Below are 19,230 nucleotides of genomic sequence, written 5' to 3' on the forward strand. Positions count from 1 at the left end.
GTCAGATCAGCTCCAGCGGGTCGATCTGGACCCGTACCGTCTCCGCCGTCTTGCGCGCACTGCGCACGCCCTGAGCCTCCTTCAGCGCGCGCGCCAGGGCGTGCCCGGCGGCCCTGGGCACACGTATCAGCGCACGCTCTTTCTCCTGCACGTCGGCCCCCGGAACGGGCGTAGAAGGAACGGGCACAGGACCGAGCACCTCGGCCCCATCGGGCAGGCGGGCATCGGCCAAGAGTTCGCGTATCGCGGCGGGGGTCGCGGTCAGCGACGCCATCCGCGCGGCAGGCGGGAAACCCACCTCCTTGCGCTCCGCCAGTTCCCGCTCCGCATAGGTGACCGGGTCCCACCGGACGAGCGCCTGGACGGGCGGCAACGACCCCTCCGCGGCCACCACGACGGGACCCTGCGGCCGGACGAGCGACGCCGCGTTCATCCAGCGCCGCAGCGTCTCCTCTCCCGCACGCAGATCGGGCCGTCCGAGCAGCACCCAGCCGTCCAGCAGTAGCGCGGCGCTGTATCCGCCTTCCGCGGGCGGCTCCGCCCCCGGCGTGGACACGACGAGAGCGCGTTCCGGACCGAGCCGTTCAAGAATCGAGTCACGTCCAGAGGTGCGGACGGGCACGCCAGGGAACGCCCTGCCCAATTCCTCCGCCGTCCGCTTGGCACCGACCACCACGGCACGCACCTGGCCGAACCCGCATTCCGGGCACCGCCAGTCACCCGCGATACGCCCGCACCAGCGGCAGTAGGGCGCGGCATGGGACGACGACAGCGACAGAGGGCCCTGGCATGCCACGCACTGAGCAGGTGTACGGCACCGTCCGCACGCGATGGCCGGGACGTACCCGCGCCTGGGCACCTGCACCAGGACCGGCCCCTCCCCCAACGCCTGCCGGGCGGCCTCGAACGCGACGTTCGGCAGACGCGCGCTACGGGCGGCGGCGTCGCGGGCGAGCTGCGCATCCTCTCCCACATACCGGACGCGGGGCATCGCCGTCCGGACACGTTCCCGGTCGGCCGTGAGCGAGTGCGCCCAGCCGGACTCAACGAGCTGAGTCGCGTCGGTGGTCCTGGTGAACCCCCCTATGAGGGCCCCGGCTTTCGCCCTATGCGCGCGCAAAGCGAGGACGTCGCGCGCGTGCGGGTACGGGGCGTGCGGCTCGGCGTGGACGTCGTCGCCGTCGTCCCACAGCACGGCCAGGCCGAGATCGGCGACGGGAGCGAACATGGCGGCGCGCGTGCCGACGACTGCTCGCGCAGTGCCGCGCAAGACAGCCAGCCATCTCCGGTAGCGCTCCGCAGGTCCCAGTTCCGCCGTCAGCGCGACGTGGACGCCCTCCCCTAGCTCGGCCCTGAGCGCGGTGTTCATCCGGGCCACGTCGCGTCCGTCGGCCACGACCACCAATGCGCCGCGCCCACTGCGGAGGGTCACCGCGACGGCCTGCGCTATGGCCGCCGTCCAATCAAGGCCGGGCAGTGCCGTCCAGACAGCCCGCGGTGCCCTGCCATCGGCCAACGCACTGAGAAACGACGGCCCGGCCGGATAGTCGCTCCACGCACCGGAGCCCTCCGTACCGGACGGTTCGCCCTCAGCCTCGCTGGACGCCGCCACAGGTTCCGCTTCCACACGCGCATGCCGTGGAGGGACGGCCAGCCGCAGCACATCCGCGAAGGTACCGGCATAACGGTCAGCCACCTCCCGGACCAGCGCGGCGACCTCCGGCGTGAGGACCGGCTCGGACGACGTGACCCGCTCCAGAAAGAGCAGCTTCCCCTCGTGATCGCTCTCGGCGACCCGCTCCAGAACGAACCCGTCGACGAGCTGGCCCGCGAACCGCACCCGCACCCGGCACCCAGGCACCGTCTTGGCGTCCAGCTCGGTGGGCACCAGATAGTCGAACGGACGATCCAGATGCGGCAGAGACATGTCGACCGCGATCCGCGCGACGGGCAGCTCCTCGGCCGGACGGCGCACCCCCTTCTTCCGCGCCTTACCCCCCTTGCCCGCCTTACCCCCCTCGCCCGGCTTCTCCGCCTTCTCCGGGGACGTTCGCGGCAGCTCGCCCAGCCCCGGGATCAGGTCAGTTCCGCCGCCGTCCTTGGTCACGCCCCCGTCCTACCAGATCAACCCGACAGCCGACCGCGCACGCTAGGGTTGACCCATTCGTACGGGGCGCGCATCCGTTGGCCCATTGCCCGATCCCTTCTGCGCCCTCGCCGTCCGACGAGCCCGTGCAGGCGATGACCACAGCGCATACTCAAGAACGGGCGGACGCCCATGCCCGGCGTGGGCCGTCGCGCCGCTCCCCAGGCCCCGCGTCCCCCGCCTCCTGGAAGAACTGGAAGAAGTGGGCCCGCCATCCGGTGGTCGCCGCCACGGTCGCCGCGGCCGTCCTCCACCTGGTGTGGGCGCTTTTCCTGGCGACCGAGGGAGGCGACCTCGCAGCCCAGGCCGCCTGGACGGACTTCGCCTGGAAGCATCCCACCGCGGCCTACAGCTTCGCCTGGTACGGCGGAATGCACCCCGCCTCCTACAGCCTCATGTCGCCGTACCTGATGGCGCTGTTCGGCATACGCACGGTCGCCGTCGTGTCCGGCACGCTCTCCGCCGCCCTCACCGCGTACCTGCTGCGGCGCTTCAAGGCGCCCGTGGCGCTGCCCGCGTCCCTCTGGGCCGCGTTCGCCCTCTCGTGCAACGCGGCGTCCGGACGGGTCACGTTCGGCCTCGGACTCACGTTCGCGCTCATGGCGACGATCGTCGCGTTCACGCCGCGCGGCACTCCCGCCCTGCGCGCGGCGGGCATGGTGGGCCTCGGCCTGCTGTCCACGCTCGCGAGCCCCGTCGCGGGCCTGTTCCTCATGGTGCTGGCCGCCGCGATGTTCCTTACCGGACGCCGCCGCGCCGGGATCTGCCTCGCCGCCGGCCCTCCCGTCGTGGTCGGGACGACGAGCCTGCTGTTCCCGTTCAGCGGCGTCCAGCCGATCTCGCTCGGCGCCATCGTCCTGCCCGCCGTGGCCAGCGTCATCGCCATGCTGACCTGCGCGCCGCGCGGCTGGACGCTCGTCCGCGTCGCCGCCGGCGTGTACCTGGCCGGGATCCTGCTGACCTGGCTGATCCCGTCACCGGTCGGTAGCAACGTCGAACGTCTCTCGCTCCTGTTCGGCGGGATGTTCCTGCTGTCCGCCGTGGCGCGCGCGCACGGCCGCGTCCGCATCGCGGTACTGTCCGCCGCGTTCATCGTGACCGCGTCCTGGCAGGTCATCAAGCCCGTCGACGACCTGATCCACACCGAGCCCGCCGCGCGGGCCGCCGGGAACGCCAGCGGTCTCATCGCCGAGCTGAAGGCCGTCGGGGCGGACGACGCGCGCATCGAGGTCGTCCCGCTGCGGTCCCACTGGGAGTCGTCCGGGCTGAGCCGCCATTTCGTCCTCGCGCGGGGCTGGAACCGCCAGGTCGACGCGGAACGCCACGAGCTGTTCTACGAGGACGGCGCGCTGACGGCCGACTCCTACCGCGACTGGCTGCACGAGTGGGCGGTGCAGTACGTCGTCCTGCCCGAGCAGGAGACGGACTGGTCCGCCCGGGACGAGGCCGCCCTCGTCGAAGGCGGCCAGCCGTACCTGACGGAGATCTGGCGGGACGAGCACTGGCGCCTGTTCCGCGTACTCCGCTCGACGCCTCTGGTCGACCGGCCGGCGTCCGTGAACAAGCTGGACGCTGGTCAGCTCGTCATCGACATGCCGTCCAGCGGATCCGTCCTGGTGCGCATCTCCTGGTCGCCGTGGCTCAGGGTGTCGGGCGGGGACGCCTGCCTGGCGCGCGCGGGCGAATTCGTCCGGTTGACGGCCGACAAGCCCGGCCGCTTCACCATTGCCGCCCGCTACAACCTCAGCCGCGGCGAACCCTGCGAATCCTGACCGTCCGGCGGAACACGCACGAAAAGGCCCTGGGGACGCACAGTCCCCAGGGCCTTCGGTCGTTCCGGACGGTTACAGACCGGCGGCGGACGCGAGGTCCTTGGCGCGGTCGGTCGACTCCCAGGAGAAGTCGGGCAGCTCGCGGCCGAAGTGCCCGTAGGCGGCCGTCTGCTGGTAGATCGGGCGGAGCAGGTCCAGGTCGCGGACGATCGCGGCCGGACGCAGGTCGAACACGTCCGCGATCGCCTTCTCGATCGCCTCGGGGGCGACCTTCTCGGTGCCGAACGTCTCCACGAACACGCCGACCGGGTGCGCCTTGCCGATCGCGTAGGCGACCTGGACCTCGGCGCGGTCGGCGAGCTGCGCCGCGACGATGTTCTTGGCGACCCACCGCATCGCGTACGCGGCGGACCGGTCGACCTTGGACGGGTCCTTGCCGGAGAACGCGCCGCCGCCGTGCCGGGCCATGCCGCCGTAGGTGTCCACGATGATCTTGCGGCCGGTGAGGCCGGCGTCGCCCATCGGGCCGCCGATCTCGAAGCGGCCGGTGGGGTTGACCAGCAGCCGGTACCCGTCGGTGTCGAGGTCGAAGGAGGCCAGCACCGGGTCGACGACGTGCTCCTTGACGTCCGGGGTCAGCAGCTCCTTGAGGTCGATGTCCGGGGCGTGCTGGCTGGACACGACGACGGTGTCGAGGCGGACGCCGCGGTCGCCGTCGTACTCGATGGTGACCTGGGTCTTGCCGTCGGGCCGCAGGTAGGGGACGTCGCCGTTCTTGCGGACCGCCGACAGCCGCTGCGCGAGCCGGTGCGCCAGCGTGATCGGCAGCGGCATCAGCTCGGGCGTCTCGTTGGTGGCGTAGCCGAACATCAGGCCCTGGTCGCCGGCGCCCTGCCGGTCCAGGTCGTCGCCCTGCTTGTCGCGGTCCTCGCCCTCGCGGGTCTCGTAGGCGTCGTCGACGCCCTGCGCGATGTCGGGCGACTGCGCGCCGATGGACACCGACACGCCGCAGGAGTGGCCGTCGAAGCCCTTCTTGGACGAGTCGTAGCCGATCTCCAGGATCTTCTCCCGGATGACGCCCGGGATGTCCACATAGGTCTCGGTGGTGACCTCACCGGCCACATGCACCTGACCGGTCGTGATCATCGTCTCGACGGCGACCCGGCTCTTCGGGTCGTCCTTCAGCATCGAGTCGAGGATCGCGTCGCTGATCTGGTCCGCGATCTTGTCCGGATGTCCTTCGGTGACGGACTCGGAGGTGAACAGGCGGCGAGACACGTACGTGCACTCCTTGCAGCGGCTGCTGACTGTCGTCGCAGAATGGATATGTGTTCGGATTCGGCGGGGAAGGGCCCCCTGCCTCACAGGTACTAATGCCGAAGTCTAGCGGGATCGTCGCGGAGCGGATCTCGAAACGTGCTCGTTAACGGCTAGATGTCCTGGTAGGGCGGAGCCGGGACGCCCGGACGGACGGCGGGACGCCCGGACGGGCGGGCCGTGGGCGGGCGCCGTCAATCGGGCGACAGGGGTTCGAGGCGGGCCGCGACGAGATCCCAGACGATCTCGGCGAGCGCCTCCTTGGGGCCGCGGGGCACCTCGGTCGCGGTGCCGTCCGCGCCGAGGACGACGGCCGCGTTGTCGGGCCGTCCGAAGGTCATCTGCTCGCCGACCTGGTTGACGACGAGCAGATCGCTGCGCTTGCGGGCGAGCTTGGCGCGCCCGTTGGCGAGCACGTCGTCGGTCTCGGCGGCGAAACCGACGATCACCTGGCCGGGGCGGCGGGTCTCGCCGAGCTCGGCCAGGATGTCGGGGTTCTTGACGAGCCGGATCGGCTCGGGCTCGGTCCCCTCCGCCTTCTTGATCTTCGAGCCCTGGTAGCCGGCGGGGCGGAAGTCGGCGACGGCGGCGGCCATGACGACCGCGTCGGCGTCGCCGGCGGCGGACAGGACGGCCTTGCGCATCTCTTCGGTCGACCCGGCGGCGACGACGTCGGCGCCCGCCGGGTCTGGCAGGGCGACGTTGGCGGCCACGAGCGTCACCCGCGCGCCGCGGGCCACGGCCGTCCTGGCGAGCGCGTAGCCCTGCAGCCCGGACGAGCGGTTCCCGATGAAGCGGACAGGGTCGATCGCCTCCCGGGTGCCGCCGGCGGAGACAACGACGTGCCGTCCGGCCAGGTCTTGGCCGGCGGCGCCGCGGGCCAGGACGTGCCGGGCGACCTCGAACAGCTCGGCCGGGTCGGGCAGCCGGCCGGGGCCGGTGTCGGTGCCGGTGAGCCGCCCGGACGCGGGTTCGACCACGACGGCGCCGCGGGCCCGCAGCGTCGCGACGTTCGCGCGGGTCGCCGGGTGATCCCACATCTCGGTGTGCATGGCGGGCGCGAACACGACCGGGCACCGGGCGGTGAGCAGGGTGGTGGTGAGCAGGTCGTCCGCCAGCCCCTGCGCGGCCCTGGCGAGCAGGTCGGCGGTGGCGGGCGCGACGAGCACCAGGTCGGCGCCCTGGCCGAGCCGGACGTGCGGCACGCCGGCGACGTCGTCCCAGACGCTGGTGGAGACCGGGCGGCCGGACAGGGCGGCCCAGGTCGGCTCGCCGACGAAGCGGAGCGCGTCCTCGGTCGGGACGACGGTGACGTCGTGGCCCGACTCGGTGAGCCGCCGGAGCAGCTCGCACGCCTTGTAGGCGGCGATGCCGGCGCTCACGCCCAGGACGACGCGCGGCTTTGGGGAGGTCATGCGGTCACTGTCGCATCAGGCGCCGGACGGGGGCGCGCCGGGGGTCCGGGAACGCGACCCCGCAGCGGGGCGCTCAGCCCTCGATGGGCTCGGCGTTCAGGAGGCCTTCGCGCGTCTCCCGCAGGGCGATCGACAGCGGCTTCTCCTGGACCTGCGTCTCGACGAGCGGGCCGACGTACTCCAGCAGGCCCTCGCCCAGCTGGGCGTAGTAGGCGTTGATCTGCCGTGCGCGCTTGGCCGCGATGCTCACGAGGCCGTACTTGGTGTCGACGACTTCGAGGAGCTCGTCGATCGACGGGTTGGTGATGCCCTCACTGCTGACTGCCACTCGGTGGCCTTCCGATAGGTCGCGACTAGTGAACAACCATCAAGGCTAGCAGCTCCTCGCACACGTCCTGGACGGACGTGTTGACGAGTGTGACGTCGAACTCCTTCTCGGCGGCGAGTTCGACGCGGGCGGCGTCGAGCCGCCGCTGGATCACCTCGGGGGGCTCGGTGCCGCGCCCGGTGAGGCGGCGGACCAGCTCCTCCCAGCTGGGGGGCGCGAGGAACACCAGTCGGGCCTCGGGCATGGACCGGCGGACCTGGCGGGCGCCCTGGAGGTCGATCTCCAGGAGCACCGGCTCGCCGCGGGCGAGCCGCTCCTCGACGGGCCGGCGCGGGGTGCCATAGCGGTTCCCCGCGAACTCGGCCCATTCGAGGAGCTCCCCTTCGGCGACGAGCCGGTCGAAACCGGCGTCGTCGACGAAGAAGTACTGCACACCGTGGGTTTCACCCGGCCGGGGGGACCGGGTGGTCACCGAGACCGACAGCCACACCCGGGGGTGCGATCGCCGGATCTCGGCGACGACCGTGCTCTTGCCGACGCCCGACGGCCCGGAGAGGACCGTCAGCCGCCGCGCGAGCGGGTCATGCGATTCGGAGCCTTCCGGCGCTTGGTCGGCCATTCTCATCCGGCCTGTCCGCAGAGGCGTGGCCTGCGCGGGCCTGCCGGGGACGGGAAGCGGTCGACGGGGGCGCCGGGGTCGGACGGGATGGAGCCGGATCCGGGTCGCCCCGGCCCGGCCGCGGCGGTCTGGCCGCCGCGCCCGCCCGTGAGTCGTGCGTCAGCGGTTCGCACTTCCGCCGAACTCACGCTCCAGGGAGGCGCGCTGGTTCGCGCCGAGACCCCGCACACGGCGGGATTCGGCGATTCCCAGACGCTCCATGATCTGCTTCGCACGGACCTTGCCCACACCGGGCAGCGATTCCAAGAGGGCCGACACCTTCATCTTTCCGATGACGTCGTCGGACTGACCCTCTTTGAGAACCTCGGCGAGCGAGGTTCCCCCGTGCTTGAGCCGATTCTTAACCTCGGCCCGCTCTTTGCGCGCCTTGGCAGCCTTCTCCAAGGCTGCGGCGCGCTGTTCGGGGGTTAGGGGCGGAAGAGCCACGCCGGGTCACCTCAGGTTTCCACTCGACGGAGTCGGACGGGTTGGGAAACTAGCGAGTTCACCGCCCATTAGGCAACGTGAAGTGCCGTTTAGCCCGCCATAAATTCGCGAAAATCACTCATCGGAGTGTCCTGAATACAGAGTGTACACAACTCGGGCCGCTTGGCGGTGCATCCCCCCGCCTTGCTGGGACTTTCGCATGATCGTGAAAATCCCCCCTTTCTGACCCCATATGCGGCATTCGGTACCGGTTTTCCGGGGCCGTCCGGGGCCCGCCGGGGCGCCTTGGGCGGCGCGCCGCGGAGCGTCCGGCGGCCCCGCCGCGCCGGGCGCCGGCGGCTCCTGTGAGGTCCCCCACAAACCGTCCCGACCGAGTGACGCTCGTCACGCCGCGCCGTTCCGCACGTCGCGGCGGCCTCGCAACTGCCATCCTCGACAACGCGCCACCCGCCAAGATCGTCCTCTTCTCCCGGAGGCACACCCCCCGCAGCAGCTCCCCCGCCCACCGCCAGGGCACCCACACGGACGCGGAACCACCGCCGGTAGCGCCGGCGGCGTCCCCGGGCGTGAATCGTCGCTCCGCGTGAACGAGTTCGGTCGTTCAGCACGTTCAGCAATGCCGAATCGTCGGCCCCTCGGCATTGTTTATTGCAGTGCTCTCCTCCATCGGGCCATGCCGAGGACGCGATCGCGACGGTTTTGGTTGTTGCGGGTTGCGGCAGTGGCTGATGTTGTCGCGAACCGCGCTCACGCCATTTGTGGTCATTGTGGTCATACGCGCCTGGACGGCTTCCGGCTCATACGCGCCTTAGGGCGGCGGCTATGGCGGCGGCCGCGGCGCCGGGGTCGGGGGCGCCGGTGATGGGGCGGCCGATGACCAGGAGGTCGGCGCCGGCGGCCAGGGCGTCCTCGGGGGTGGCGACGCGGGCCTGGTCCTGGTTGGCGGCGCCCGCGGGGCGGACGCCGGGGGTGATGAGCGTGATGCCGGGGCCGACCTCCGCGCGGACGGCGGCGGCCTCCTGGGGCGAGCAGACCAGGGCCTGGGCGCCCGCCTCGACGGCCAGGACGGCCAGGCGGCGGACGGCGTCCGGGGCGGGTCCCGCGAGGCCGAGAGAGGTGAGATCGGCCTCTGAGAGCGACGTCAGCACCGTCACGGCGGCGATCTTGGTGGCGGGCACGGCCTCGACGGCGGCGCGGATCATGGCGGGGCCGCCGGCGGCGTGCACGGTCAGGTAGGACGGCTTGAGCCTGGCCACGGCGCGGGCGGCGCCGCGGACGGTGGCGGGGATGTCGTGCAGCTTGAGGTCCAGGAAGACCTGGACGCGGCTGGCGCCGCGGACGCTGGCGACGACGTCCGGCCCGTACCGCAGGTAGAGCTCCAGGCCCACCTTGACGGTCGAGACGTGCGGGGTGACCAGGGTGGCCCAGCGCGCGGCCGTCTCCAGGTCGGGCGCGTCCAGCGCGACGGCGATGGGGGCGGTCACAGCTTCTCCTTGTCGGGCTCTTCGGGGCGCACCTGCGGCGGGACGTACCCGGCGGGCTTGTGCGCGAGGCCCACGGCGTCGGCGAGGCGGCCGATGCGGCGGGCGACCAGGGCCTCCTCCAGCTCGCGCAGGATGCGCGGGGCGGCCGAGGGGTCGTGGAAGGCGGCGGTGCCGACGGCGACGGCGGAGGCCCCGGCGAGGATGAACTCCAGCGCGTCCAGGCCGGTGGCGATGCCGCCGACGCCGATGACGGGCGTCCCCGGCAGCGCGGCGTGCACTTGGTAGACGCAGCGGACCGCGACGGGGCGGACGGCGGGCCCGGACAGGCCGCCCGACACGCCGGTGAGGGCGGGCCGCAGGGTCCGCGGGTCGATCGCCATGGCCTCGATCGTGTTGATCAGGGTGAGGCCGTCGGCGCCCGCGTCGACGCAGGCCAGCGCGATGGTGACGATGTCGGTCACGTCGGGGGCGAGCTTGGCGAAGACGGGCGTGCCGGGCCGGGCGTGGTCGCGGACGGCGCGGACGACGGACGCCGCGGCGGACGGGTGCCAGGCGAACATGCGGCCGCGGTCCTCGACGTTCGGGCAGGCGATGTTGACCTCGATCGCGGCGACCCCCGGGACGTTGCGGAGGCGGCGCGCGACGTCGCCGTACTCGTCGACGCTGTTGCCGGCGACGGACACGATCGTCCGGACGTCCTGCTCCATGAGCCACGGAAGCTCGTTTTCCAGGAAAGTCTCCACACCAGGCCCCGGTAGGCCCATTGCGGTCAACAAACCGGAAGGGGTTTCGGACACACGAGGTGTGGGTCGTCCCGCGCGCGCTTGGGGCATCACGGAGGTCGTGACGAACGCTCCAAGGCGGGAGAGATCGAAGAACTGGGCGAGTTCGCGTCCCGTCCCGCCGCACCCGGAAGCCGTCATGACGGGGTTGGGCAGTTCCAGGGGCCCGAGCGTGGTCCTGACGCGGTCGCTCACTGGGAGCCCCCCTCGGAGACGCTCAGGACGCGCGGCGCGCCGAGCGCGTCGAACGGGATCGTGCCGAGGTCGCCCCAGCGGACGAGGTCGCCGCGCAGGACGGGCCCGTCCGCGCAGGCGCGGATCATCCGGGTCACGCCGTCCTCGCCGTGGACGGGGAGCATGCACGTCATGCACACGCCGATGCCGCACGCGCCCGTCCGCTGCAGGAACTCTTCGACGGACACCTGGGACGGGAGGCCGAAGTCGGTGGCGACCTGCGTGACCGAACGGAGGAGGGTGGTGGGGCCGCAGCCGTAGACGACGTCCGAGCCCGTCTCCTCAATGACGCGGGGCAGGACGTCGCGGACGCTGCCCTTCTCCCCCATCGACCCGTCGTCGGTGGCGACGGTCGCGCTGTCGCCGATGCGCTGCGCCATGCGGGAGCCGAACACCTGCTTGGCGGACGGCCCGCCCAGCACGAAGTGCACCTGGCAGCCGCGCCGCAGCAGCGTGTCGGCGAGCGCGAACACGGCCGCGCCGCCGGGTCCGCCGCCGACGAGCAGGCAGCTGACGGGGTCGCGGGGCAGGCGGAAGGGGCGGCCGAGCGGACCGACGAGGTCGATCTGGTCGCGGGAGCGGCGTCCCGCGAGCCAGGCGGTGCCGGGCTCGGTGTCGGCGAAGACCAGCTCGACGGTGCCGCCGTAGTCGGACTTGACCTCGTGCACCCCGAAGCAGCGGCGGATCAGCCGGGACGTGTGCTCGCCGCCGACGGCGAGGGCCACGAACTGGCCGGGCCTGAACCGCTCGGCGACGGCGGGGGCCACCAGCGTCATCGCGTGGTAGTCCTGCACCTGGCGGACCGTCAGGACCGTCGCCGACGTCTGCACCGGCGTGTCGGACACCCGTCTCCCTCTCCTCGTCGCGTGCGGGGGGCGGGCGGCGGGCCGTCCTGCACGCCCGCCGCCCGGCCCGCCCGGTTCTGTCACCCGGCTCCCCGGTCTCCGTCCACAGCCCGGTCTCCGTCCACGGCCTGCGCGCCGGTGCGCGGGCCTTCGTCCGCGGCGTGCGCGCCGGTGCGCCCGTGGGCGCCGCTGAGCCGCTCGGCGTGCTCCTGGAGGGAGCGGACGCCGACCTGCCCCCCGGCGACGGCCTCGATGCCCTGCACGGCCGCGGCCAGGCCCTGGACGGTCGTCACGCACGGTACGCCCCGCAGCACGGCCGCGGTACGGATCTCGTAGCCGTCGAGCCGGGGCCCGGACTGGCCGGGGCTGCCGAAGGGAGTGTTGACGATGAGGTCGACCTCGCCGTCCAGGACGCGCCGCACGATCGTGGGCTCGCCGGACGGTCCCGGACCCGCGCTGTGCTTGCGCACGATCTTGGCACGCACGCCGTTGCGGCGCAGGATCTCCGCGGTCCCTTCCGTGGCAAGAATCTCAAAGCCCAGGTCAGCGAGGCGCTTGACGGGGAACACCATGTGCCGTTTGTCGCGGTTGGCCACGGACACGAAGACGCGCCCCTTGGTCGGCAGCGAGCCGCCGTAGGCGGCCTGCTGCGACTTGGCGAACGCGGTGCCGAACACCTCGTCGATGCCCATGACCTCGCCGGTGGAGCGCATCTCGGGGCCGAGGACGATGTCGACGCCCTGGCCGCTCTCGTTGCGGAACCGGTCGAACGGCAGGACGGCCTCCTTCACCGCGATGGGCGCGTCCAGCGGCAGGCTGCCGCCGTCGCCCGCCTCGGGCAGCATCCCCTCGGCGCGCAGCTGCGCGATCGTGGCGCCCATCATGACGCGTGCGGCGGCCTTGGCGAGCGGCACGGCGGTCGCCTTGGACACGAACGGGACGGTGCGGGACGCGCGCGGGTTGGCCTCCAGGACGTACAGGACGCCCGCGGACAGCGCGTACTGGACGTTCATCAGCCCGCGCACCCCGACGCCGCGTGCGAGCGCCTCCGTCGCCTCCCGGATGCGGCGGATGTCGTCGTGCCCCAGCGTGATGGGCGGCAGGGCGCACGCCGAGTCGCCGGAGTGGATTCCGGCCTCCTCGATGTGCTCCATGACCCCGCCGAGGTACAGGTCTTCACCGTCGAACAGGGCGTCGACGTCGATTTCGATGGCCTCGTCCAGGAAGCGGTCGACGAGGACGGGGTGTTCTGGGCTGGCCTCCGTGGCGCGGGCCATGTACGACTCCAGCGTGACGTCGTCGTACACGATCTCCATGCCGCGCCCGCCGAGCACGTACGAGGGACGCACGAGAACCGGGTAACCGATCTCGGCGGCTATCTCGCGAGCGTCCTCGTAGGACGTGGCCGTCCCGTGCTTGGGCGCGAGCAGCCCGGCCCGGTGCAGGACGCGTCCGAACGCGCCCCGCTCCTCCGCGAGATGGATGCTCTCCGGCGACGTGCCCACGATCGGGACGCCGGCGTCCTTGAGTTTCTGTGCGAGGCCCAGGGGCGTCTGGCCGCCGAGCTGCACGATGACCCCTGCGACCTCACCGGACTGCTGTTCCGCGTAGACGACTTCTAGGACGTCCTCCAGTGTGAGCGGCTCGAAGTAGAGCCGGTCGGAGGTGTCGTAGTCGGTGGAGACCGTTTCGGGGTTGCAGTTGACCATCACGGTCTCGTAGCCCGCCTCGGCCAGCGTGAACGACGCGTGGACGCACGAGTAGTCGAACTCGACGCCCTGACCGATGCGGTTGGGTCCGCTGCCGAGGATGAGCACCTTGGGCTTGGCGCCGGGCGGTACTTCCGTCTCCTCGTCGTAGGCCGAGTAGAGATACGGGGTCTGCGCCTCGAATTCGGCGGCGCATGTATCCACGGTCAGGTAGACGGGACGGACGCCGAGCGCACGCCGCAGTTCCCTGATGACTTCCTCAGACAGGCCGCGCAGTTCACCGATCTGCGCGTCCGAGAACCCGTGGCGCTTGGCGCGCAGCAGTTTCTCCTTGGTGAGGGCATCGTCGGCGGTGCGGATCTCTTCGGCGACCTCGTTGATGGCAGCGATCTGGTCCAGGAACCAGGGATCGATGCCGGTCGCCTTGTACAGCTCTTCGATGCCGGCTCCGGCCCAGAGCGCGCGCTGGACGACCTTGAGCCGTCCGTCATGAGGGCGCTTGGCAGCCTCGACCAGTTCGGCGGCGTCGGGGGCACCCGTCCAGCTGAACGACGAGCCCTTCTGCTCCAGTGACCGCAGAGCCTTCTGCAGCGCCTCGGTGAAGCAGCGTCCGATGGCCATGGCCTCGCCCACCGACTTCATGTGCGTGGTGAGCGTGCCGTCCGCGCCGGGGAACTTCTCGAACGCGAACCGCGGCACCTTCACCACGACGTAGTCGAGCGTGGGCTCGAACGACGCGGGCGTCTCGCGGGTGATGTCGTTCGGGATCTCGTCCAGCGTGTAGCCGATCGCCAGCTTCGCCGCGATCTTCGCGATCGGGAAGCCGGTGGCCTTGGACGCCAGCGCCGACGACCGCGACACCCGCGGGTTCATCTCGATGACGATCATCCGGCCGGTGCCGGGGTGCACGGCGAACTGGATGTTGCAGCCGCCGGTGTCGACGCCGACCTCGCGGATCACGGCGATCGCGACGTCCCGCATGTTCTGGTACTCGCGGTCGGTCAGCGTCAGCGCGGGCGCGACGGTGATCGAGTCGCCGGTGTGCACGCCCATCGGGTCGAGGTTCTCGATCGAGCACACGATCACCACGTTGTCGTGGCGGTCGCGCATGACCTCCAGCTCGTACTCCTTCCAGCCGATGATCGACTCCTCCAGGAGGACCTCGGTGGTCGGGGACGCGTCGAGCCCCGCCCCGGCGATGCGGCGCAGGTCGTCCTCGTCGTGCGCGAACCCGGAGCCGGCGCCGCCCATGGTGAACGACGGCCGCACGACGACCGGGTAGCCGAGGCTTCCGGCGGCGGCGAGGCAGTCGTCCATCGAGTGGCAGATGACCGACCGGGCGGACTCGGCGTTCAGGCCCCGCTCGCGGGCGACCTTCGCGACGACGTCCTTGAACTTCTCCCGGTTCTCCCCGGCCTGGATCGCGTCCACGTCGGCGCCGATCAGCTCGACCCCGTACTCGGCCAGGACCCCGGCCTCGTAGAGCGCTATGGACGTGTTCAGGGCCGTCTGGCCCCCAAGGGTGGGCAGCAGCGCGTCCGGCCGCTCCCTCGCGATGATCTTCTCGACGACCTCGGGGGTGATCGGCTCGACGTAGGTGGCGTCGGCGAACTCGGGGTCGGTCATGATCGTGGCCGGGTTGCTGTTGACGAGCGTCACCCGCAGCCCTTCGGCCTTGAGGACGCGGCACGCCTGCGTGCCGGAGTAGTCGAACTCGCAGGCCTGCCCGATGACGATCGGCCCCGAGCCGATGACCAGGACGGACTTCAGATCTTCACGGCGCGCCATTACGTCTGCCCCTCCATCCGCTCGTCCATCAGCTCGCAGAAGCGGTCGAAGAGCCCGGACGCGTCGTGCGGGCCCGCCGCGGCCTCCGGGTGGTACTGAACGCTGAACGCCGGACGCTCCAGCAGCCTCAGCCCTTCCACGCACCCGTCGTTCAGGTTGACGTGGCTGACCTCGCCTGGGCCGTAGGGCGTGTCGAACGGGCCGTCCGTGGGGGCGTCCACGGCGAAGCCGTGGTTGTGGGCCGACACGTCGACCTTGCCCGTCGTCCGGTCCTGGACGGGCTGGTTGATGCCCCTGTGGCCGAACCTCAGCTTGTACGTCCCGAGCCCTAGCGCGCGGCCGAATATCTGGTTGCCGAAGCAGATCCCGAAGAACGGCGTGCCCGCGTCTAGGACGCCTTTCAACGCGTCCACGGCGTAGTCGGCCGCGGCGGGGTCGCCTGGGCCGTTGGAGAAGAACACACCGTCCGGGTTCAGGGCGAGGATGTCGTCGGTCGTGCTGGTGGCGGGCAGTACGTGCACCTCACAGCCCCGCTCGGACATCCGATAAGGCGTCATCGACTTGATGCCCAGGTCGACGGCGGCGACGGTGTAGCGCTTTTCACCCTTCGCCTGGACGACGTACGGCTCCTCGGTCGAAACGTCGCGTGCGAGGTCGGCGCCCTCCATCGAAGGGCTCTGCCGCACACGCTCCAGCAGTGCCTTCTCGCCAGGCGCTACCGCGTCCGGCCCGCTGAAGATGGCGGCGCGCATAGCGCCCCTGTCGCGCAGGTGCCGCGTCAGCGCGCGCGTGCCTGAAATGGCGATGCCCACCACTCCCTGGTCGCGCAGCGCCGAACCCAGCGAACCGGTGGCCCGCCAGTTGGACGCCACACGCGCGGGCTCACGCACCACATAGCCGGCCACCTGAATACGGCGCGATTCCGGGTCCTCGCCGTTGACGCCGGTGTTGCCAATGTGAGGCGACGTCATCGCCACGATCTGGCGCGCGTAGGACGGGTCGGTGAGGGTCTCCTGGTAGCCGGTCATCCCGGTGTTGAAGACCATCTCCCCGAACGTCTCCCCCGCGGCCCCGTACGCGACCCCGTGGAAGACCCTGCCGTCTTCCAGAACGAGCAGAGCAGGGCTCACTGAAGCTTCCCTTCCAGGACGGTCGGCGCGCCGCGCAGGAACGTGGCGACGACCCGTCCGGGCAGCTCCAGACCCGCGAATGGGCTGTTGCGGCTCTTGGACGTCATGGCCGACGGGTCCACGGCGCGGCGCGGCGACGGGTCGTACAGTGTGATGTTGGCGGGCGAGCCCGCCTCCAGCGGACGACCCTGTCCGCTCAAGCGGCCGATGCGCGCGGGACGGACGGCCATGCGGTCGGCGACCCCGGCCCAGTCGAGCAGCCCGGTCTCGACCATCGCCTCCTGCACGACGGGCAGCGCCGTCTCCAGGCCGATCATGCCCATCGCGGCGACGGCCCACTCGGTCTCCTTGGCCTCGACCGGATGCGGGGCGTGGTCGGTGGCGACGCAGTCGATCGTCCCGTCCGCGAGGGCGTGCCGCAGCGCCGCGACGTCGTCGGCGGTGCGCAGCGGCGGGTTGACCTTGAAGATCGGGTCGTAGCTCTCGGCCTTGGCGTCGTTCAGCAGCAGGTGGTGCGGGGTGACCTCGGCGGTGACCGGGCAGCCCTTGCTCTTCGCCCACCGGATGATCTCCACGGACCCGGCCGTGGACACGTGGCAGACGTGCAGCCGCGACCCGACGTGCTGGGCGAGCAGCACGTCCCGCGCGATGATCGCCTCCTCGGCGACGGCGGGCCAGCCGCGCAGGCCGAGCGCGGCCGACATCTCGCCCTCGTTCATCTGCGCGCCCTCGGTGAGCCGCGGCTCCTGCGCGTGCTGGGCGACGACGCCGTCGAACGCCTTCACGTACTCCAGCGCCCTGCGCATGATGACCGCGTCCGACACGCAGTGGCCGTCGTCTGAGAAGACCCGTACCCGCGCGGCGGAATCGGCCATCGCGCCCAGTTCCGCGAGCTGTTCACCGGCGATACTGCGCGTGACCGCTCCGACTGGCTGGACGTCGCAGTATCCGGCCTCGCGTCCTAGGCGCCATACCTGCTCGACTACCCCGGCCGTGTCCGCCACTGGGTCGGTGTTGGCCATCGCATGGACGGCGGTGTATCCGCCCATCGCGGCGGCCTTCGTCCCAGACTCGACGGTCTCGGCGTCCTCGCGGCCCGGCTCGCGCAGGTGGGTATGCAGGTCGACGAGCCCAGGCAGCGCTATGAGGCCGTCGGCGTCGACGGTCTGCGCGTCGGCCGCGTCCAGGCGGGAACCCACTTCGGCTATGGAGCCGTCCCGGACCAGGATGTCGGTGGCCTCCCCACCGAGAATCCGCACGCCCTTGATAAGGAAACTCACTTGGACACCTCCTGGCCGATGGCGGACTCGGAGCCTCCGAGCAGCAGGTACAGGACGGCCATGCGGGCGCTGACGCCGTTGGCGACCTGCTCGACGATGGTGGAGCGGACCGAGTCGGCCACCTCCGCGGCGATCTCGACGCCGCGGTTCATCGGGCCGGGATGCATCACGATGGCGTGGTCGGGCAGCGCCGCCATGCGCTCGGCGTCCAGCCCGTAGCGGCGGCTGTACTCCCGGACGGTCGGGAAGTAGGCGGCGTTCATCCGCTCCTGCTGGACGCGCAGCATCATGATGACGTCGCTCTTCGGCAGCACGCCGTCCAGGTCGTAGGACACCGAGCACGGCCACGTGCCGATGGCGACCGGCAGCAGCGTCGGCGGCGCGACCACGGTCACGTCGGCGCCGAGCGTGTGGAGCAGCAGCACGTTGGATCGTGCCACGCGGCTGTGCAGGACGTCGCCGACGATCGTCACCTTGCGGCCGTCCAGGTCGCCGAGCCGCTTACGCATGGTGAACGCGTCCAGGAGGGCCTGGGTCGGGTGCTCGTGCGTGCCGTCGCCGGCGTTGACGACGCTGCCCTGCACCCAGCCCGCCAGCCGGTGCGGCGCGCCGGACGCGCCGTGCCGGATGACGACGCCGTCCGCGCCCATCGCCTCCAGCGTGAGGGCGGTGTCCTTCAGGCTCTCGCCCTTCGACACGCTCGACCCCTTGGCGGAGAAGTTGATGACGTCGGCGGACAGCCGCTTGGCCGCGGCCTCGAACGAGATGCGGGTGCGGGTGGAGTCCTCGAAGAAGAGGTTGACGACCGTCCGGCCGCGCAGCGTCGGCAGCTTCTTGATGGACCGGCCCGCGATCTGCGCGAGCTCCTCGGCCGTGTCGAGGACGAGCAGGGCGTCGTCCCGGCTCAGATCGGCGGCCGAGATCAGATGGCGGTTCATTCGGCGCCCCCCGTCGGGTTCTGCTGGGCCGGGTTCTGCTGAGTCGGGTCCTGCTGGGCCGGTTCGGCCAGGGTCGGGCCGAGCAGGACGGCGTCGCGCCCGTCGTTCTCGTCCAGCAGCACCTTCACGGTCTCCCGCATCGAGGTGGGCAGGTTCTTGCCCACGTAGTCGGCGCGGATCGGCAGCTGCCGGTGCCCGCGGTCGACGAGCACGGCGAGCTGGACGGCGCGCGGCCGCCCGAGGTCGTTGAGCGCGTCGAGGGCGGCGCGGACCGTCCGGCCGGAGAACAGCACGTCGTCGACCAGGACGACGACCCGGTCGTCGACGCCCTCGGGGGGCAGCTCGGTGCGGCCGAGGGCGCGGGCCGGACGCATCCGCAGGTCGTCCCGGTACATGGTCACGTCGAGCGAGCCCCAGGGCACCGGGCGGCCCTCGACCTCGCGCAGCGCCCCGGCCAGCCGCTCGGCCAGCGTGACGCCGCGGGTCTGGATGCCGAGCAGGAGGACGTCATGGCCGCCCTTGGTCCGCTCGAGGATCTCGTGTGCGATACGGGTCAGCGCGCGCCTGATGTCGGGACCCTCGAGAACGGCCTTGGGCCGGGGATCACCGTCCGCCACGCGCGCCGCCGCGGGCCGTTCCGGCCTGGAGGCAGCATTCACCACGGAAACTCCTTTCCCGCCTCACGGGACGGGCCTTAAAGGACGTCTTGCGTCCCCCACGGTAGCAGCCGCGCCGCACCGCGCCGCGCCCGGGCCGGTCGGCGTCTTCGCAGGTGAGAGGCGTCACATTCGGAGCCGCGACAGACCCGCGAGCGCCCGCGTTCCGGGCCCTGCGCGCCGTGCCTGAGGGGCCTGCGGACGATCCGGCCGCCCGGATCGAGTCCTGCGGATTCGACCGCTTTTTTCCAATCAGCTTGACCTGGGGCCCTCCCCGTTTTACCGTCACTGTCCGTAACCA

General features: G+C 71.5%; 15 protein-coding genes. 1 reads left to right on the top strand and 14 read right to left on the bottom strand.

Annotated features, from left to right (window positions below):
- Position 1: 1 nt before the first annotated feature.
- On the bottom strand, positions 2-2,107 hold the full coding sequence (locus tag ACH35V_RS08995; RefSeq protein ID WP_395971196.1) for a primosomal protein N': 2,106 nt from the start codon (positions 2,105-2,107) through the stop codon (positions 2-4).
- A gap of 134 nt (positions 2,108-2,241) precedes the next feature.
- Here ACH35V_RS08995 and ACH35V_RS09000 point away from each other — a divergent pair, with 134 nt between their 5' ends.
- Complete coding sequence (locus ACH35V_RS09000) at positions 2,242-3,918, top strand: MFS transporter (RefSeq protein ID WP_395971197.1); 1,677 nt, start codon at positions 2,242-2,244, stop codon at positions 3,916-3,918.
- A 72-nt stretch (positions 3,919-3,990) separates the two neighbouring features.
- Here ACH35V_RS09000 and metK read toward each other — a convergent pair whose 3' ends face one another.
- From metK to pyrR, 13 genes are all read right to left on the bottom strand, one after another.
- Complete coding sequence (gene metK / locus ACH35V_RS09005; protein WP_395971198.1) at positions 3,991-5,196, bottom strand: methionine adenosyltransferase; 1,206 nt, start codon at positions 5,194-5,196, stop codon at positions 3,991-3,993.
- A gap of 233 nt (positions 5,197-5,429) precedes the next feature.
- Positions 5,430-6,650, bottom strand: coding sequence for a bifunctional phosphopantothenoylcysteine decarboxylase/phosphopantothenate--cysteine ligase CoaBC (coaBC, locus tag ACH35V_RS09010; protein ID WP_395971199.1), 1,221 nt, complete (start codon positions 6,648-6,650; stop codon positions 5,430-5,432).
- Between the two features lie 73 nt (positions 6,651-6,723).
- Positions 6,724-6,978, bottom strand: coding sequence for a DNA-directed RNA polymerase subunit omega (gene rpoZ, locus ACH35V_RS09015; protein WP_121435004.1), 255 nt, complete (start codon positions 6,976-6,978; stop codon positions 6,724-6,726).
- A gap of 25 nt (positions 6,979-7,003) precedes the next feature.
- Positions 7,004-7,597: a guanylate kinase gene (gmk, locus tag ACH35V_RS09020; RefSeq protein WP_395971200.1), complete on the bottom strand. Its 594-nt coding sequence runs from the start codon at positions 7,595-7,597 to the stop codon at positions 7,004-7,006.
- Between the two features lie 159 nt (positions 7,598-7,756).
- Positions 7,757-8,083, bottom strand: coding sequence for an integration host factor, actinobacterial type (gene mihF / locus ACH35V_RS09025; RefSeq protein ID WP_026405770.1), 327 nt, complete (start codon positions 8,081-8,083; stop codon positions 7,757-7,759).
- 797 nt (positions 8,084-8,880) lie between these two features.
- On the bottom strand, positions 8,881-9,567 hold the full coding sequence (pyrF, locus tag ACH35V_RS09030) for an orotidine-5'-phosphate decarboxylase (RefSeq protein WP_395971201.1): 687 nt from the start codon (positions 9,565-9,567) through the stop codon (positions 8,881-8,883).
- Entirely contained in the window at positions 9,564-10,544 is a 981-nt protein-coding gene (locus tag ACH35V_RS09035; RefSeq protein ID WP_395971202.1) for a dihydroorotate dehydrogenase, read from the bottom strand. Before ACH35V_RS09035 ends, pyrF begins: the two co-directional genes overlap by 4 nt.
- Positions 10,541-11,428: a dihydroorotate dehydrogenase electron transfer subunit gene (locus ACH35V_RS09040; RefSeq protein ID WP_395971203.1), complete on the bottom strand. Its 888-nt coding sequence runs from the start codon at positions 11,426-11,428 to the stop codon at positions 10,541-10,543. The genes ACH35V_RS09035 and ACH35V_RS09040 overlap by 4 nt, the downstream gene beginning before the upstream one ends.
- Positions 11,429-11,508: 80 nt before the next feature.
- Positions 11,509-14,925: a carbamoyl-phosphate synthase large subunit gene (gene carB, locus ACH35V_RS09045; RefSeq protein WP_395971204.1), complete on the bottom strand. Its 3,417-nt coding sequence runs from the start codon at positions 14,923-14,925 to the stop codon at positions 11,509-11,511.
- Positions 14,925-16,055: a glutamine-hydrolyzing carbamoyl-phosphate synthase small subunit gene (gene carA, locus ACH35V_RS09050; RefSeq protein ID WP_395971205.1), complete on the bottom strand. Its 1,131-nt coding sequence runs from the start codon at positions 16,053-16,055 to the stop codon at positions 14,925-14,927. The genes carB and carA overlap by 1 nt, the downstream gene beginning before the upstream one ends.
- A complete protein-coding gene (locus tag ACH35V_RS09055) occupies positions 16,052-17,335 on the bottom strand; it encodes a dihydroorotase (RefSeq protein ID WP_395971206.1) in 1,284 nt (427 codons plus the stop codon). The genes carA and ACH35V_RS09055 overlap by 4 nt, the downstream gene beginning before the upstream one ends.
- A complete protein-coding gene (locus ACH35V_RS09060; RefSeq protein ID WP_131968133.1) occupies positions 17,332-18,273 on the bottom strand; it encodes an aspartate carbamoyltransferase catalytic subunit in 942 nt (313 codons plus the stop codon). The genes ACH35V_RS09055 and ACH35V_RS09060 overlap by 4 nt, the downstream gene beginning before the upstream one ends.
- Positions 18,270-18,890, bottom strand: coding sequence for a bifunctional pyr operon transcriptional regulator/uracil phosphoribosyltransferase PyrR (gene pyrR, locus ACH35V_RS09065; protein ID WP_395972032.1), 621 nt, complete (start codon positions 18,888-18,890; stop codon positions 18,270-18,272). The genes ACH35V_RS09060 and pyrR overlap by 4 nt, the downstream gene beginning before the upstream one ends.
- Positions 18,891-19,230 lie beyond the last annotated feature (340 nt).

The sequence above is a fragment of the Actinomadura sp. 1N219 genome (genome assembly GCF_044326405.1).
Lineage (GTDB): Bacteria > Actinomycetota > Actinomycetes > Streptosporangiales > Streptosporangiaceae > Spirillospora.